This is a genomic window from Cloacibacterium caeni (genome assembly GCF_907163125.1).
Taxonomy (GTDB): domain Bacteria; phylum Bacteroidota; class Bacteroidia; order Flavobacteriales; family Weeksellaceae; genus Cloacibacterium; species Cloacibacterium caeni_B.
The window spans coordinates 2,320,454-2,339,026 of the sequence record NZ_OU015319.1 but is presented as its reverse complement, the minus strand read 5'-3'; the positions used below and the strand labels follow the sequence as shown (position 1 = coordinate 2,339,026).

The following is an 18,573-nucleotide window of genomic DNA, read 5'->3' as shown; positions in this document are numbered from 1 at the left end:
ATGCAATAACTTTATCTCCATGCCTTATCCATTTGCTCATCTGTAAAAGCTTCTGTTACTTTCATGTATTTGTCTAAAACTGCATCTTTTTTGATGTTTGCAATTTTCTTAATGGCTTTCGGTTCCATTCCCAAAAGTAGAGAATTGGTTATGAATGTTTTTCTTGCAGTATGGCTTGTAATAAATTTATATTTTGGTTGAGTTAAAGATTTTTTCTTATTACCAACAAACCAATGAATAGTAAAAAGTTGATTGATTTCCACTAAATCACAACATTCCTTGATGTATTCATTAAATTTTTGAGAGGAAATTATAGGTAACGGTTCATAGATTGTTCCTTTGTATTTTTCCAAAATAGCTTTTGCGTATTTATTGAGTTTAATGGCGTGGTTTTGGGTTTTCGTTTTCTGGATAGAAAGGACAATATGATCCTCGGAAATATTAGCTAGGTGTAGTTTTGATAAATCAGAAAATCTTAATCCTGTAAAACAACCCATACAATAGAAGTCTCTTGCTTGAGAAAGTCTATCACTTTCAAATTGATAATTGTACAAGTTCATTAATTCTTCAAAAGTCAAAAAAACAATGTCAATATCATGTTCAGCAGCTTTGAATTTTTCAAATTCACGATTAGTGTTGTATCCTTTTTCTATCGCCCAATTCAGAAATGATTTTAAAACCTTAATTACTTTAGCAAAGTAGTTCTGTTTCATTTTTTTTACTTCATAGGAGTAATCTCTTAATGATTCAAAAAAATCATTATTTACTTCATCAAAAGAAAGCGAAATGTTTTTTTCTTTACAAAAGAGCTCTAAATAATTTTTTACTGTAATTTGACCTTTTATTGTATTTGGTGTTTTGGTTAATTTTCCTTTTTCAATGTATTCTTCAAAACATTTAAAAATTTCGTATTCAGTAGTAATAACTACCTTTTCTTCATAATCATATTTCTCAAGAAAAAGTTCCTTCGTTGGTTTTATTTTACTAGCCCTGAAAAAAAGTGAAATGTCTTGAATTTTAAATTCAATCTCCGAAAGTTTTTCATTAATAGAATCATATCCGTAATATTTTTCTTTTTTTGTATTGGCTTTTACTCTATTGTTTTGCCAATCTTCTGGTTTGCAATTTAAGCCAGTATTACGCTTTATTACTGAACTGCCTATTCTAAACAATATTCTGATTGGCATTAAGCCATCTTGAGTTACTTTGTCCTTTCTTAATTCAAAAACATATTTTATCATAAATTCAAATTAGATTAAGTTAATAAAAGGGGGAACAAAAGGGGGAACATTTTTAAAATAAAAGCGAAAAAAACAAGGTAAATTTAATTATAACCTTTCCCCTCCAAATCCAAATATACTGAATATAAATGAGTTAAGAAGATTAAAAATAGGAAAAAAATTAAGGTAGCCCCGTCTGGGGTACATTAAGAAGCCTTCTCAAAAGAGAAGGCTTTTTTATTTTATAATATTTTGAAAAATTTATTTTTTCTTAAAAGAATAAAGATAAGGTGCTTTATTTGCAGAGCCGCTAAAAAGTTTTTCGTGTCTGTCTAAAATATTTAAGCTGAGCATTTTACGCTGAAAGTTGTTTCTTCTGAATTTTTCTCCCAAGATGGCTTCATACAGATTTTGCAAATCTTTCATGGTGAATTTTTCTGGCAGCAGGTTGCTTCCTACAATGTCATAATCTAGCGTTTTTCTAAGATGTTCTAAGCCTTTATCAATGATTTCTTTATGATCAAAAGCCATTTCAGGGAGTTGATTTACATCAAACCAAGCACAAGTTTCATTAAAAGCATCTGGGAAGGTGTGTGAAATAGTGTAATCAATTAATGCGTAATACCCTATGGTGACAAATCTCTTATTAATCCAATGTTCTTTACTTATTTTTATCCCTTTGTTAGCTAATAACTGGCGGTGAGGATTTTTTTTCTCGGTTCTGTCTATTCCACCAAATGCGTGAAATTGTTGTAAATAGACATCTTGTAGATGCGTTCTTTCGTATAAAATTCTATAAGCAGCATCATCTAAGTGCTCATCTTCGAAAATAAAACCACCAGGGATTGCCCAAAGATTGAGCTCGTGATATTTAAGTAATAAAATCTTTAAAGATTTGTCGTGAAAGCCAAAGATAGCACAATCTACAGATAATTGATTGATAAAATTATTAGTATCAATCAATTCTTGAAGCGTCATCTTATTTTTGGAGTCATCAAGTTTCATGATCATTATTTGTTTAGTACATTTTTTCTTTGATAGAAAAAAAAGAAGAAAGAATCAGAATCAAAATTAAGGGAATTGAAGCAAATAACAAGTAATAATTTGCTAAATTTTTTTGAAAAATATATGCAGTGCTTATAGAACCTATAGAACCGCCTAAAGAAGTGAATAAAATAATGAATGAAACCATTCTGCTAATTTTTCTTTCGGGATAATTTGCTAAAAATTTGGAATTTAGCATAGGATAAAGCGGTGCAATGAAGAAACCAATAAGCGGAAAAATAAACAATAAAATTTTTACGCCTAGACCATTTTCTTGACCAAGAAAATATGCGGAAATAATTAAGATTATTCCTGAAATTAAACTGGTGTAAAAGATTTTCATTGGACTAAATCTTTTAACTGCTTTTGATGTGATAATTCTACCTAAAAAGGAAAAAAAGGCTAAGAAAGCAGAAGATTGGAGTGCAAAAAAAGCAGAAGAATTAAGTGAGTTTTTATAAAAAATGGGAAGCCATGAATTAAATATTTGTTCGGCAAAAATGATTAAGGATATCAATGAGAGAAAGAATAAAACTTTTTTGTCTGTTAATATTCTAAAATCTATTTTTGAAGTCGTATTAGAAATGGTTTCTTCTGAGGGTTGCGTTTTATGATATTTAATTAGTTGGATGGCGGTCCACAACGAAATAAATCCGACCAACCAAAATCCAAATCTCCAAAACTCTTGATAATTACTGCTCAAAATAATTGCAAACTCCATATTTACAATAAATATACCTAGCATAAAAGCAGCCTCCGTTCTACTCATAGTTACAGAAAAATCTTTTTCATTAGATGTAGTATTTTTAATGATGCTGAAAACACATATTTTACCAATAGAAAAAGAAATTCCTATAAGAACAAACCAAATTTTTAAAAACCAAAATTCTGTTAAAAATGGAATACTAAAACTGCAAACTGCGCAAATAAATAATGCAATAGCTAGTGAGAGATAAAAGCTTTTTCTTTTAATAGAGTCAACGAAAAAAACAGAGACTAAAGCCACAGGAATGTCTTTGAAAAATTCTAAAATGCCTAATCCTGTATAGGTGTGCTGAGCATTTTGGGAAAGTTGTAATATGATAATGCTCATAGAATTAAGGAGCATAGAAAAGACTATGAAACTTAACATTAAGTTAACATTAAGTGATTTTTTTTTCTTGTTTATTAACATAATGTTAGAAGTTGACGCTATTTTTAGTTAAAATATTTTTGAAAAAATAAGAGGTTTTACTCCTAAAAAGGGATTTTGACCACTCCAAAAGTATCTCAAATAAACGAAAAATTAAAATTATTAAGAAATTATTTTTTTCTTAACTAAATTCATTTAAATTTATTGTCTCAAAATGAGATAAAAAAATATATTATGAACATGAATATTAAAAAAGGGTTAGGACTGATAGCAGTTCTTTATTTTACCTCAAGTTTTCAGGCTCAAATTAAAAGCGATTCTTCAGCTATAAAAGAGAAGAAAATAGATGAGGTGGTTCTGATTGGTTATGGTTCTGTAAAAAAGAAAAATGCAACCAGTGCAATTGAAAACATCAAAGCAGATGTTTTTGAAGACAGACCAATTTATAACGTGACTCAAGCTTTGCAAGGAACAGCAGCGGGGGTAAGTGTAGTACAAAACTCGGGTAAACCAGGGCAAGCTTTAAACATTAAAATCAGAGGGAATAACTCTATTTCTTCTGGTGTAGATCCACTTTATGTAGTAGATGGAATTCAGACCAAAGATATTAGTGGAATTAACCCAGATGACATTGTAGATATTACCGTTCTTAAAGATGCGACTTCTGCAGCAATATATGGTATTAATGGTTCTGCTGGTGTAGTAATTGTTACGACTAAAAGAGGAAAAACAAATAAATCTCAACTTAACTTTAATGCTTATTGGGGAGTTTCAAATAAAGTAGATAACGTTGATGTTCTTAATCTAGAACAATATAAAGCTTTAATATCAGAAATTAATCCTGCTTGGTTAAATACAATCAATGATCCAATGTATGCAGGTATTAATACAGATTGGGTTAAAAAGGTATATACTACTGGATTTGACCAAAACTACAATGTAAACTATGCTTTTGGTAATGAGAATGTTAGGGCTTATACCGCTTTAGGATATCAAAATATTGCAGGAATTGTATCTCCATCTGATTTTGGAAGAACCTCTGCAAAAGTAAATTTAGATGCAAAAGTAACGAATTGGCTTAAGGTAACATCTAGTTTAAATTATATTAACACAAACTCAAAAAATACAGCAGATAACAATGCGGGAGCACAAGGTGGGGTAATTTTATCAGCCTTAACTACACCAACTTTTATGCCTGCATATGGTAGTGAAGTGAAAGTTAGACCTACTGACAGTTCTGGAAATTATTTGAACGGGTACAAAGATGGGCAGTTTGCTCTAAACCCTTTTACGGGTGGTTGGGAAAACCCAGTTTCTTTTATGAACAGAGAATCAGACAAAACACATACACAGAGATTTTTATCAAATTTAGGAATTGAAGTTAATATCCTTAAAAATTTAGTTTGGAAATCTGCAGCATCATTAGATTATATTAACTCAACAAATGATAAATTCCTAGACCCTTATCGTTCAGAATGGGGAAGACAACAAAAAGGTAGTGGTTCTAAAAATGATTTAACTTTCCGTGATTTTAATTTTGAGAACACATTAAATTATACTCTTAAATCTGGTAATCATGACCTTGGCGTGTTGGCGGGACTACAAATGCATGAAAGGATGAATAGTGGTCAATACTATTGGGGAAGCCAATTTGCAGATCCAATGCAATCTTCGTTTGTTTATGATGAAACAAATCCTTCTCATGGAGAAATATTTAGAAAAGATATTTTAAAAGAGTTATCATTCTTTGGAAGATTAGTTTACACACTAAATAATAAATATACTGTTATGGCTGTTTTCCGTGAAAATGGAAGTTCAGCGCTTAATCCAGATAAAAGATGGGGATTCTTCCCTGGAGTTTCTGCTTCATGGAATATTTCAAATGAAAACTTCCTTCAAGACAATTCTACGATATCTGAATTTAAAATCAGAGGAGGTTGGGGTAAAGCAGGTAATGCCTCAGGAATACCAGCTTATGCATACTACAATCTAGAAAGACTTAATAAGGATGGGGGTGCATGGTCTCCTTACCAGACAGGTAGTGATGTAGCCTGGGAAACCACTACAGATACTAACTTTGGTGTAGATTTAGGATTTTTAAATAACAGAATTAAGTTAACTGCAGATTTCTATAAAAGAAAAACAGACGATTTGATTATGTCAATACCGATTGGGCTTGGAATTCCTGATGTTTTAAGAAATGTAGGTTCAATGGAAAATAAAGGGATGGAGTTTACTTTGAATACAGTTAACTTTAAAAACACTGATTTTTCTTGGAATACCAACTTTAACATATCATTTAATAAGTCGAAAGTTTTGGAATTGAAGTATGTACCTGTTCTTGATAAGGCAGGAATACCAAGTGCTGGTAATTTAGTAAGATTTGCAGCAGACCAACCAATAAGTTCTTTCTATGGATATAAATATGGTGGAGTAGATTCTAATACAGGAGAAATTATTTATAAAGACTTGGACGGAAACGGAATGTTAAGTGCAGGTGATAGAACTTTTATTGGTGATCCAAACCCTGACTTTACTTTCGGCTTTACCAATAACTTTACCTATAAAAATTGGTATATGGATCTTTTAGTAACGGGTTCTCAAGGAGGTGATATTTATAACGCTTCTCGTTTTGAACTAGAAATGATGGATGACCATAAAAACCAATCAACAATAGTACTTAATAGATGGACTACCCCAGGTGATATTACAAATGTACCTAAAGCAAATGCTCAAAATGCTAAATTAGTTTCAGACAGATTTATTGAAGATGGATCATATATAAAATTAAAGAGTGTTACTTTGGGGTATAATTTTGCTCAACCGTTTAAGGGTGTAACTAAACTTAATGTTTATGTAACAGGTCAAAACTTATATACATGGACTAATTATTCAGGATTTGATCCAGAAGTGAATGCTTTTGCTACAACAAATGGTGTTTTAGGTATTGATTATGGAACTTATCCACAAGTAAGAACATTTGTATTCGGTTTAAAAGCTAATTTCTAATCATCAAAAATTATCAATTATGAAACTAAATAAAAGAATATTAAACAAAGGTTTATATTTTATACTATTGGGAGCTGGTCTTAGTTTAGGTACTGTGTCTTGTTCAGATTATCTAGATACAGAGCCCATAACAGACAGACCTGTCGAGGTTAGTGAAACGCCTTATACGAAAGCTTCTGAAGCTGAAGATCTAATGAAAACCATGTATGTTGGTCCAGGGTTTGGGCATTCCAACTATTGGCAATTAGATTATTTTGCGAATGGATCTATGCAAACTGATGAAGCATACGTAAGTGGGGATAATCAAGATAACAGACAACAAGCAGAGTACAGAATTTTATCTACTAACGGAAATGTTAAAAGAAACTGGGAAGCTATTTATGAATTAATTAATAACTGTAATAAAGTTCTTAATTTTGTAGATGGAATTAAAGACCCTGCTTTAACTGCAGAACGTAAAGCAGAAATGAAAGCTGAAGCTGCTATTGTAAGAGCGTTGTATTATTTTCATGCGGTTCAATTATGGGGTGATGTCCCATTAGTTACCAAGTCAGTTACTTCTGTTACTTCAGAGAATTTTGATGAAGTATATAGCCAAATTTATCCTGCAAGAAAGACAAAAGAAGAGGTTTACTCTTTTATAATATCAGATTTAGAAGGTGCTCTAGCTGCAGCTCCTAATGCTTCAGTAAGTAAATACAGAGCAACAAAAGGAGTAGCCCATGCATTATTGGCAAAAGTTTATGCAACAAAGCCAAACCCAGATTACAATAAAGTAATCCAGCATGTAGATCAACTGGCAGGTGATTACAGTTTATTGCCAGACTACAATCAATTATTTGACGGAAACCACAATGCTAATGTAGAATCTATATTAGAAATTAATTCAGATGCAAGTAATATCTGGTGGTGGGGAACAGGTATGTTTATTGGTGATGGATGGCAAAGATTTAATTTACCGACTCATGATTTAGTAAACGCTTTTGATGCACAAAATGATAATATTAGAAAAACAAACTCTATAAAGTTTGATATAGGAGTTAGCGATGCTTATTGGACTGACAAAAATAACTATCCATTTGCATACAAACAAAGAATACAAGATGGCACCCAACATATATATATTCTTAGATATGCAGACTTACTATTATTAAAAGCAGAAGCTAAAGTGAAATTAGGAGACTTTACTGGGGCGGCAGCTTTAGTAAACCAAGTAAGAGGTAGAGTAAGTTTAAACCCTATTACTATCACAAGTGAAACCGATGGTATTAACAAAATCCTTAAAGAAAGATTGCTAGAGTTGGCATTTGAAGGGCAACGTTGGTTTGATCTTAAGAGAACAGGTAAAGCTTTAGAAGTTATTAAAGCCAGAACTGATGGAAAAGGTAACAAGTTAGGTTATGTTAATAATCTTACAGAACAAAGATTACTTTGGCCAGTTCCTCAATCTCAGTTAGATAAAAACCCTAATTTAACTCAAAACGCTGGTTATTAATCTTATATCAAATTAGAATTTATATAACCTTATTCTAAAAAAATTGCTGCGCATATTATCGTGCAGCAGTTTTTTTGAATATTAAAAATAAATGTTATGGTTCTAAAAAAAATGATCCCCGCCTTAGTTTTAGGCTCTATAGCTTCTCTTATCTCATGTAATTCTTTTACAAAAATAGAAGCTCCACAAACAATAGAATATTGGCAAACTAATGCTGATGAAACTTTAAAACTTCAAAAACAAAACAATCTTGTTTTTGATAATCCACAAAATAATTTTCAAAATATTCTCATCAATCCTTCAGAAAAATTCCAAACCGTAGATGGTTTTGGGTATACTCTTACCGGAGGAAGCGTAGAGGTAATCAATCAATTATCTCCAGCGAAGAAAAAAGAACTTCTTCAAGATATTTTCGGAAAATCAGAACAATCCATAGGTGTAAGTTATCTTAGATTAAGTATTGGCGCATCAGATCTTAACAGTTCTGTCTTTTCTTATGATGATGTTCCCGCAGGTCAAACAGACGAAGACCTGAGCGAATTCAGCTTAGAAAAAGACCAACCAGTGATTGATATGTTAAAAGAAATTTTAGCCATTAATCCAGATATTAAAATCATTGGCGCACCTTGGTCACCACCAGTTTGGATGAAGGACAACGGAAAAAGCATAGGAGGAAGCCTGAAAACTGAATATTATCAAGTTTATGCAGAATATTTCGTGAAATATATTCAGGAAATGAAGAAAAATGGAATCACCATTGACGCCATTACTCCTCAAAACGAACCGTTACATCCTGGGAATAACCCAAGTATGTATATGACTGCAGAACAACAAAGAGATTTCATAAAAAACAATTTAGGTCCTGCTTTTAGAGCAGCCAATATTGCTACAAAAATAGTATTGTACGACCATAATTGCGATAAACCAGAATATCCTATTACCATTCTCCAAGACCCAGAAGCTGCACAATATGTAGACGGATCTGCATTCCATCTTTATGCGGGAGATGTTTCAGCTCTTGGTGTTGTAAAGAACGCATTTCCAAATAAAAATCTGTATTTCACAGAACAATGGACGGGTTCTACAGGAACTTTTGCAGGAGACTTTATTTGGCATACCAAAAATGTAATCATTGGAACCATGAGAAATTGGAGCAAAATTGCATTAGAATGGAATTTAGCAAATGACGCACAATTCCAACCATTTACTCCAGGAGGTTGTACTCAATGTAAAGGAGCAATCACTATCAATTCTGCTGAATCTTACACTAAAAATGTAGCGTATTACATCATTGCTCATGCTTCTAAATTTGTACCTCAAAATTCACAAAGAATAGGTTCTACACAAGTAGGAAATTTAAGTACAGTAGCTTTTAAAACACCAGAAGGCAAAATAGCTTTAATTGTTTTAAATGAAGGAACAGAAGTTGAAAATTTTAATATTACCTTTGATGGTAAATCTGTAGCAACTTCATTGCCATCTAATTCAGTGGCTACTTACACCTTTTAAAAATAAAATTTATGAAAAAAATACTTCTTTCATTAGTTTTAGCAGGATTGGGAATAAATATTTCTGCACAGAAATCAATCGACCAAAAAGTTACAGAGCTGATGGCGAAAATGACTTTGGAAGAAAAAATAGGACAGCTCAATCAATACAATGATGATATTACAGCAACCGGTCCTATTACGAAAGATGCAGACAAAGCTGGTCAAGTTCGTGCAGGGAAACTAGGCTCTATTCTAAACGCTATCGGTGCTAAAAATACGAAGAACTGGCAAGACCAAGCCATGCAGTCTCGTCTTAAAATTCCTTTACTTTTTGGGCAAGATGTTATTCATGGTTTTAGAACTACTTTTCCTATTCCATTAGGCGAAACCGCTACTTGGGATATGAATTTAATTGAAAAATCAGCTAGAATTGCAGCTACGGAAGCTTCAGCCTATGGAATTCACTGGACTTTTGCACCAATGGTGGATATAGGAAGAGATCCAAGATGGGGACGTGTAATGGAAGGAGCAGGTGAAGACACCTATTTAGGAACATTAGTAGGAAAAGCTAGAGTGAAAGGTTTTCAAGGAAATGGCTTAGGAAATAAAGATGCAGTAATGGCTTGTGCTAAACATTTTGCTGCTTATGGAGCTGCTGTTGGCGGAAGAGATTACAATTCTGTAGATATGAGCCTTAGACAATTGCATGAAACGTATTTACCACCTTTCAAAGCGGTGTCTGATATGGGAGTAGCTACTTTTATGAATTCTTTTAATGATATCAACGGAATTCCTGCCACTGGAAATAAATACATTCAAAGAGACTTATTAAAAGGTGTTTGGAATTTCCAAGGATTTGTGGTTTCTGACTGGGGAAGCATTGGCGAAATGATTCCTCACGGTTTTGCTAAAGACAATAAAGATGCTGCTCTGAAAGCAATTATCGCGGGAAGTGATATGGATATGGAAAGCCGTTCTTATACCAATCATTTAGCAGAATTGGTAAAAGAAGGAAAAGTAGATATTCAGTTAGTAGATGATGCAGTTCGCAGAATTTTGACTAAAAAATATGAACTTGGACTTTTCGATGACCCTTATCGTTTCATTAATGAAAAGAGAGAGAAAGAACAAGCCAATAATCCAGAACACAGAAAATTTGCAAGAGAAATTGGTTCAAAAAGTATTGTTTTACTAAAAAATGAAAATCAATTATTACCACTTTCCCCTACCACTAAAAAAGTGGCCATTATTGGTCCATTTGCGAAAGCTACAGTAGAAAATCACGGCTTCTGGTCTATCGCTTTTCCAGATGATAGTCAAAGAATTGTCACTCAGTTTGACGGAATTAAAGCTCAATTGGATAAAAATTCAGAATTGCTTTATGCGAAAGGATGTAACGCAAATGATAATGATAAATCTCTATTTGCAGAAGCGGTAGAAACTGCCAAGAAAGCAGATGTTGTAATTATGACTTTAGGCGAAGGTCACGCAATGAGTGGCGAAGCAAAAAGCAGAAGCAACATCCATTTTTCTGGAGTTCAGGAAGATTTATTAAAAGAAATTGCCAAAACAGGAAAACCAATTATTTTAATGATTAATGCCGGTCGTCCTTTGGTTTTTGATTGGGCTTCAGAAAACATTCCTACCATTGTTTACACTTGGTGGTTAGGTACAGAAGCTGGAAATTCTATTGCAGATGTACTTTTTGGGAAAATAAATCCTGGCGGTAAATTGCCGATGACTTTTCCTAGAACTGAAGGTCAAATTCCTATTTATTACAATCATTACAATACAGGAAGACCTGCTAAAAATAATACAGACAGAAACTATGTTTCGGCGTATATCGACTTAGATAATGACCCAGCTTATCCATTCGGATTTGGCTTGAGTTATACTACATTTCAATATTCTGACGTAAACGTAAGTGCTACTCAACTGAAAGGCAATCAAACCTTGACGGCTTCAGTTACGCTTACCAATTCAGGAAATTATGACGGAGAAGAGGTGGTTCAGTTGTACATCAGAGATTTGGTAGGAAAAGTAGTTCGTCCTGTAAAAGAACTGAAAGGTTTTCAAAAAATATTCTTGAAAAAAGGAGAAAGTAAAACCGTTTCTTTTAACATTACACCAGAAGATTTAAAATTCTATGATGATGAACTCAATTTCGATTGGGAATCAGGAGAATTTGACATCATGATAGGCACCAATTCTGCTCAGGTACAAACCAAAAGAGTAAATTGGGAAAAATAACATCCTTAAAAAATTAACCTTATAAGAAATAAATCTTAAAGGAATTAAAATGAAAAAATCAATCAGCGTATTCTTATTATTGACCATTCAATTATTGATGGCAAATGTTTCTTTACCATATATTTTCTCAGATAATATGGTGTTGCAGAGAAATTCTAAAATTCCAGTTTGGGGTTTTGCATCACCTCATGAAAAAGTGTCGGTAAGTTTTAAAAATCAAACCAAATCCACTGTTGCTGACCAAAATGGCAATTGGAAAGTAGATTTAGACCAAGAAAAAGAAGGTGGTCCTTTTACATTGACGATTAAAGGAAATAATGAAATTATTTTCAAAAATGTTTTGGTAGGAGATGTTTGGTTATGTAGTGGACAAAGCAATATGGAGTGGGCGCTTTCGTCTTCTGAAGGTTATAAAGAGGAACTGAATCAAAAAGAATTTCCGATTATTAGACATATTAAAATTGAAAGAAAAATAAATTCTTTGCCTCAAAACAACCTTGTAAAAACAGAATGGAACGTTGCGAATGCTTCTACTATTGGAGATTTTTCTGCAGTAGCCTATTTTTTTGCTAAAAAAATGTATCACGAGAGACAAGTTCCTATAGGAATCATTAATTCTTCTTGGGGCGGAACTGTAATCGAAGCTTGGATTCCTAAAAACGCATTCGAGCAATCTCCTTATTTTAAAGAAATGATTGCCAATATGCCACAAATAGACATAGAAAGTCTTCAACAGAAAAATTTCGAGGCTAAAACTGTTTTTTTTGAGAAAAAACTGAACGCTAAAATTGCAGATTTTAATCAAGAACAATTCTTGAGTGCAGATTATAACGCTTCTGCTTTAAAAGATTTATATGTTCCAAAAGCTTGGGAACAACAAGGTTTCGAAGGTTTCGACGGCGTAGCTTGGGTTAGAAAAGCCATTGTTCTTTCAGACGAAGATCTTGCCGGAAATGCGGTGCTGTATTTAGGAAAAATTGATGATGAAGACCTTACTTATTTTAATGGAAAATTAGTGGGACAAATGAAACAATGGTCAGATGATAGAATTTATACCATTCCGAAAGAAATTTTAAAGAAAGGAGAGAATATTATTGCAGTAAAGGTTAATGACACTGGTGGTGGCGGTGGTTTGTGGAGTAATGATGATGAGGTGAAATTAGTCACCGCTCAAAAAAGTATTCCATTGGCAGGAAATTGGAAATTTGCTGTAGAAAAAATTTATGCAGCCATCAATCAAAATGAATTTCCTTCTTTGATTTACAATGCCATGATTCACCCGATTGAAGATTTTAGAATCTCAGGAGTGCTTTGGTATCAAGGAGAATCAAATGCAGAAAGAGCATATGAATATAACCAAAGTTTCCCACTATTGATTAACAGTTGGAGACAGAAATTTGGAGAAAACTTACCTTTTTATTTCGTTCAATTAGCCACTTTTAATACTAAAGGAGACAGTAATGAAGGTTGCGATTGGTGTGAAGTGCGAGATGCTCAACTGAATACTACCAAAATGAAAAACACAGGAATGGTAGTAACTACAGATGTAGGAAATCCGAATGATATTCACCCAAGAAATAAAAAAACAGTAGGTGAAAGATTGGCTAATTTAGCATTAAATAATGGTCTGAAAAGCCCAATTTATCAAAAATCAACGGTAAAAGGAAATAAAATTACCATCAGTTTCAATACAAAAGAAAAATTAATTTCTAAAAATAATGAAATCTTAAAAGGTTTTGAAATTGCAGGAAATGACCAAAAATTCTATCCTGCAAAAGCAGAAATTAAGAAAAATAAAATTGTAGTTACATGCGAAAAGGTAAGCAATCCCGTTGCTGTAAGATATGGCTGGAAAGGAGATGACTCAGAAATTAATCTTTTCACCGAAAAAGGATTGCCTGTAGCGCCTTTTAGAACAGATTCTTTCAAACTTTCTACAGAAAACAAGAAATATCAGTTCGAGTTAAAATAATTTTAATCAAGAATTAAAATATGAAAACAAAAAACATTTCTACCATTGTGTTTATACTTTTTGCATCGTTTTTATTCTCGCAAACCATTGATGTAATGAGTTTTAACATCAGATTAGCAAGCGTAGATGATGGCGAAAACCACTGGAATATCAGAAAAGATAAAGTTAAAGACCTTATTTCTTATTACGAAGCAGATTTTGTAGGACTACAAGAAGCACAGAAACCACAGATTGATTATTTATTAGATAACAACTCTGCTTATGGTTTTTTAGGAAGACCGAGAACAGATGAAGCCAATGCTGAATTTTCATGTATTTTTTATCTGAAAAATAAGTACAAAGTTCTGGAGCAAAATACATTTTGGCTTTCAGAAAATCCTGAAAAATCAGGAAAATCTTGGGACGCAGCATATCCTAGAATCGTTACGTATGCTCTTTTTGAAAACATTAAAACCAAAAAGAAAGTTTGGGTACTGAATACGCATTTTGACCATGTAGGTGTAATTGCGAGACAGAAATCTGCAGAAATTATCCTCGAAAAAATTAAAACTTTGCAGAAGAAAAGAAATGTTCCTGTAGTTCTTACAGGTGATTTTAATTCTGTAGAAAGTGATTCATGGATGAAACCGCTTTTTGAGAATTTACAAGAAGCAAGAAGCAATAGCGTTACAAAACCTTACGCCGAAAAAGGAACTTGGAATGGTTTTAAATTCAATGAAAAACCTAGCGAACAAATAGATTTTATTTTTAGCTCAAAAAACAATACGAAAGTTTTAAAATACAGAACGATTACAGACTTTTATGACTATAAATATCCGTCTGATCATTTTCCTATAGTAGCAAAAATACAATTGAAATAATCTGAAAAAAAAAATGAAAAGTAATGCAGTGATTATCATGTCTTTCTTGGCATTTAGTGTAGGTTTTGCACAACAAAAGAAAACACTCAAAGACGTTTCGATATATACTACTGCCAAAAACCAAACCGAAAAGTTTGTACCCAGCAAAGGCAGTTTTCAGAATTTTCCTCAACCGAAGGAAACAGATATTTGCGTTTTTGTAGACCCAGATTTTAAGTACCAAAAAATCACAGGAATTGGTGGAGCCATTACAGATGCTTCTGCAGAAACCTTTTATAAATTGCCCCAAGACAAGCAAAAAGAATTTTTAGAAGCCTATTTTGGCAAAAATGGCTTACAGTATAACTTGATTAGAACCAGCATGAATTCTAGTGATTTCAGCAGCGGAAGTTATACCTATGTAGAAGAAAATGACAAAGCGCTTAAAACCTTCAATGTTCAACATGATGAGCAATATAAAATCCCGATGATTAAGGAGGCTCAAAAAATGATTGGCAAAAATTTCAAATTTTATTTCAGTCCGTGGTCTCCACCAGCTTGGATGAAAGATAACAATAATATGTTGAGAGGCGGTAAACTGAAAAAAGAATACTATCAGCCTTGGGCAAATTATTACGTTAAATTCATCAAAGAATATGAGAAAAGAGGAATTCCAATTTGGGGACTTTCTGTACAAAACGAACCTATGGCTACTCAGACTTGGGAATCTTGTATCTATACCGCCGAAGAAGAAGCAGAATTTTTAGGAAAATATCTAGGACCTACCCTTTGGAAAAACGGTTACAAAAATAAAGAAGTCATCATTTGGGACCATAATAGAGATTTATTATACCAAAGAGCTACCACTACATTAAGTGATCCTTTGGCGAATAAATACGCTACAGGAATAGGTTTCCACTGGTACGAAACATGGACAAAATCTCAACCGCTTTTCGAAAATGTAGAAGAAACCGCAAAAGCTTTTCCTAATAAGTTTCTCATCTTCACCGAAGGTTGTGTAGAAAAATTTAAATTCGAGGAAATCTATGATTGGAGGTTGGGCGAAATTTATGGTAAAAACATGATTAATGATTTTAACAACGGAATTTCTGCTTGGACGGATTGGAACATTCTCTTAGATGAAAAAGGAGGCCCAAATCATGTAGGCAATTTCTGTTTCGCACCGATTATCGCAGACACCAGAACCGGAGAATTACATTACACCGCAGAATATTATTACATAGGACATATTTCTAAATATGTACAAAGGAACGCAAGAAGACTAGGAACCGTTACCAATAGAGATTTTCTGATTTCTACATCATTTATGAATCCGAACGGACAATTGGTAGTAGTAGTAATGAATTCTTCTGACCAAGAAACCCAATACAATCTTTGGATAGAAGGTCAGTCTGTCAGCGTAAAATCACCCGCAAATTCTATACAAACTATAGTTATTTGATTCGTTTTTCAGACCAAGGCGCATCCTAGGATGCGCCTTTTTTATTTATTTTGTATTTTTATAAACTCAAAATATTTTTCAGATGAAGAAAGAAGAAGTTTCTCAGTTCTATGACCAGTTCTCCGAAAGACAAATAAAAATAGGAGTTAATGAAAGATTGATTTTTTTGTTTAAACAACTTAAAAAATTAGGACTTACTAAAAAATCTAAAATTTTAGAACTGGGTTGTGGAGTGGGAGCTTTTACCTATTTACTTTCTAAAAAAATAGAAAAAGGTTATATAGAAGCAGTAGATTTAAGCGAAAAAAGTATAGAAAACGCACAAAAAAATATCCAAAAAAATAACGTTCAACTTTTTGTAGGAGACGTGGTGCATTATCAGCCCCAAGAATCTGATTTTGATTTCATCACACTGTTAGATGTTATAGAGCATATTCCAATAGAAGAGCATTTTAATTTGTTTAAAAACATCAGCACTTATATTTCAGAAAAATCTCTTTTACTCATCAATATTCCAAATCCAGAATACATTAAATATCTTCATCAGCATCAGCCAGAATCACTACAAGTGATAGACCAACCCATCGAATTGCCAACTTTAGTAGAAAATCTTGATAAAAATAATCTAGAGATGGTTTTCTTTCAGAAATATGGAATTTGGGAGCAAGAAGATTATCATCTTTTTGTAGTGAGAAAAAAAAGAGAATTTAAACTTCGTCATCTTGCTGATGAAAGAACATTAACCCAGAAAATCACTAAAAAACTTCGTCAGAAATTAGACTTCATAAAATTTTCTTAACAATCAGGATTACTCATCCACAAATTCAATTTTTTTAGAAATTAAACACTATTTTTGGAGTTTCAATTATAGAAATGTCAGATATTATTCAACTTTTACCAGATCATGTTGCCAATCAGATTGCTGCAGGAGAAGTAGTGCAGAGACCTGCTTCTATTGTTAAGGAATTGCTAGAAAACGCCATAGATGCTGGTGCTACTAAAATAGAATTGATTGTAGAAGAAGCGGGCAGAAATCTCATAAAAGTAGCAGATAACGGAATCGGAATGTCTGAAACCGATGCGAGAATGGCGTTCGAAAGACACGCTACTTCTAAAATTAGAACTACTGAAGATATTTTTCATATCGCTACCAAAGGTTTTCGTGGTGAAGCATTGGCTTCTATTGCTGCGGTAGCTCAGGTAGAACTCAAAACCAAAAAACAAGACTCAGAAATAGGAACCGTCATCTATATAGAAGGTGGTGAACTGCAATTTCAGGAGCCTGCACAAACTACGGAAGGCGCTGTTTTTTCGGTGAAAAATTTGTTTTTTAATGTTCCAGCGCGTAGAAAATTTCTGAAATCCAACAATATAGAATTCAGACATATCATAGACGAATTTCAAAGAGTGGCTTTGGCTCACGAAAATTTAGAATTTTCGCTCTATCATAATGACGAGGTGATTTTTAACCTCAGAAAAGGAAGCCAAATGCAGAGAATTGTTGATATTTTCGGTAGAAAATTGCATCCACTTTTGGTTCCTATCAAAGAAGATTTAGGTTGGGTAAAACTCAATGGTTTCGTAGGAAAGCCAGAAGCAGCTAAAAAATCTAGAGGCGAACAGTTTTTCTTTGTCAATGGAAGATATTTTAGAAGCCCATATTTAAACAGAGCGGTTCAGGAAGCTTTTGAAGGACTGTTGCAAAGCAATTACAGCCCGAGTTTTTTCTTGTATTTGGAACTTGACCCAGAAAAAATAGATGTCAACATACATCCGCAAAAAACAGAGGTGAAATTCGAAGATGAGAACCTCATTTTTGCATTGATTCGTTCTACGATTAAAAAATCTTTGGGAATTTATAATGTAGCGCCAAGTCTAGATTTTGAGCGAAATGAACAAATGGATTCATTTTTTCCGCCAAAAGTAGATGCTGCGAAAAGTTATCACGCTCCAGGAATTCATATCGATAGAAATTTTAATCCGTTTAAAGACCAAATTCCTTCTAAAATTAATGATACAGCGATGGTAAATCTTACCGAAATGTATCAACAGGAATCATCAGCTTTGCCATCTAAAATTAACCTTTTTGATGAAGAAGACGAGGATTTAGAAGAAGATTTACTTAGATTACCAAATGGATATTGGCTTTTTAACAAAGACCACAGAACGTTGATGCTCGATTTGGGAAGAATTCACCAAATTGTCTTAGCAGAAAACCGTAAAAATGTTTCTAAAAGTAAGAAAAGTCAAAGTTTGCTGTTTTCTTTAGAATATCATTTAAATGAAATTGAGAAAAATAAGTTCCGTTCGATAAAAAAATACTTGCCAGATTTAGGTTTTGATATTGTTTTGGCACAAGATAATGTGCTGAGAATAAATGCAGTGCCTGAAGATGTGAAAGAATCTCAAGTGATTAAATTTTTAGAAAATCTCTTCGAAATTTTAGAATACAAAACCGAAGAAGAATTTTTAGAAAATTATAACAATCAGTGGATTAGAACCAATGCAAAATCTAAGTTTGATTTTCTGTATAAAGCTGAAGTGGAACAAATTTTGAAGGATTTTATCAAGTTAGGCTTCCCAGAGTTTACACCAAACGGAAACAGAACCTTTGTAGAAGTACCTACAGAAGAATTAAAAAATAAATTTTAACACACTAA

General features: G+C 32.9%; 12 protein-coding genes. 9 read left to right on the top strand and 3 right to left on the bottom strand.

What is annotated here, in order from left to right:
• Positions 1–11 precede the first annotated feature (11 nt).
• The 3 genes from KKQ79_RS10845 to KKQ79_RS10835 form a co-directional block, all read right to left on the bottom strand.
• Positions 12–1,241, bottom strand: a complete 1,230-nt coding sequence (locus KKQ79_RS10845) for a site-specific integrase (RefSeq protein ID WP_213190155.1) — start codon at positions 1,239–1,241, stop codon at positions 12–14.
• 240 nt (positions 1,242–1,481) lie between these two features.
• Positions 1,482–2,225, bottom strand: coding sequence for an NUDIX hydrolase (locus KKQ79_RS10840; RefSeq protein WP_104793226.1), 744 nt, complete (start codon positions 2,223–2,225; stop codon positions 1,482–1,484).
• A 13-nt stretch (positions 2,226–2,238) separates the two neighbouring features.
• Complete coding sequence (locus KKQ79_RS10835) at positions 2,239–3,396, bottom strand: MFS transporter (RefSeq protein WP_213190154.1); 1,158 nt, start codon at positions 3,394–3,396, stop codon at positions 2,239–2,241.
• 234 nt (positions 3,397–3,630) lie between these two features.
• On the opposite strand from KKQ79_RS10835, the gene KKQ79_RS10830 reads away from it, so the two are divergent.
• From KKQ79_RS10830 to mutL, 9 genes are all read left to right on the top strand, one after another.
• A complete protein-coding gene (locus tag KKQ79_RS10830; RefSeq protein WP_213190153.1) occupies positions 3,631–6,405 on the top strand; it encodes a SusC/RagA family TonB-linked outer membrane protein in 2,775 nt (924 codons plus the stop codon).
• 67 nt (positions 6,406–6,472) lie between these two features.
• On the top strand, positions 6,473–7,900 hold the full coding sequence (locus KKQ79_RS10825) for a RagB/SusD family nutrient uptake outer membrane protein (RefSeq protein WP_250131235.1): 1,428 nt from the start codon (positions 6,473–6,475) through the stop codon (positions 7,898–7,900).
• Between the two features lie 111 nt (positions 7,901–8,011).
• The gene (locus KKQ79_RS10820) at positions 8,012–9,409 is read left to right on the top strand and encodes a glycoside hydrolase family 30 protein (protein WP_250131234.1); all 1,398 of its coding nucleotides are present in this window, start codon (positions 8,012–8,014) and stop codon (positions 9,407–9,409) included.
• 11 nt (positions 9,410–9,420) lie between these two features.
• Positions 9,421–11,640 carry a glycoside hydrolase family 3 N-terminal domain-containing protein gene (locus KKQ79_RS10815; RefSeq protein WP_213190150.1) on the top strand — a complete coding sequence of 740 codons (2,220 nt, stop codon included), beginning with the start codon at positions 9,421–9,423 and terminating at the stop codon, positions 11,638–11,640.
• 49 nt (positions 11,641–11,689) lie between these two features.
• On the top strand, positions 11,690–13,612 hold the full coding sequence (locus KKQ79_RS10810; RefSeq protein WP_213190149.1) for a sialate O-acetylesterase: 1,923 nt from the start codon (positions 11,690–11,692) through the stop codon (positions 13,610–13,612).
• 20 nt (positions 13,613–13,632) lie between these two features.
• Positions 13,633–14,472 (top strand): endonuclease/exonuclease/phosphatase family protein, encoded by an 840-nt coding sequence (locus tag KKQ79_RS10805; protein WP_213190148.1) that lies wholly within the window; start codon positions 13,633–13,635, stop codon positions 14,470–14,472.
• Between the two features lie 13 nt (positions 14,473–14,485).
• A complete protein-coding gene (locus tag KKQ79_RS10800) occupies positions 14,486–15,913 on the top strand; it encodes a glycoside hydrolase family 30 protein (RefSeq protein WP_213190147.1) in 1,428 nt (475 codons plus the stop codon).
• Positions 15,914–15,995: 82 nt separating this feature from the next.
• The gene (locus KKQ79_RS10795) at positions 15,996–16,712 is read left to right on the top strand and encodes a class I SAM-dependent methyltransferase (protein ID WP_213190146.1); all 717 of its coding nucleotides are present in this window, start codon (positions 15,996–15,998) and stop codon (positions 16,710–16,712) included.
• 74 nt (positions 16,713–16,786) lie between these two features.
• Positions 16,787–18,565 (top strand): DNA mismatch repair endonuclease MutL, encoded by a 1,779-nt coding sequence (mutL, locus tag KKQ79_RS10790; protein ID WP_213190145.1) that lies wholly within the window; start codon positions 16,787–16,789, stop codon positions 18,563–18,565.
• The last annotated feature ends 8 nt before the right edge of the window (positions 18,566–18,573 follow it).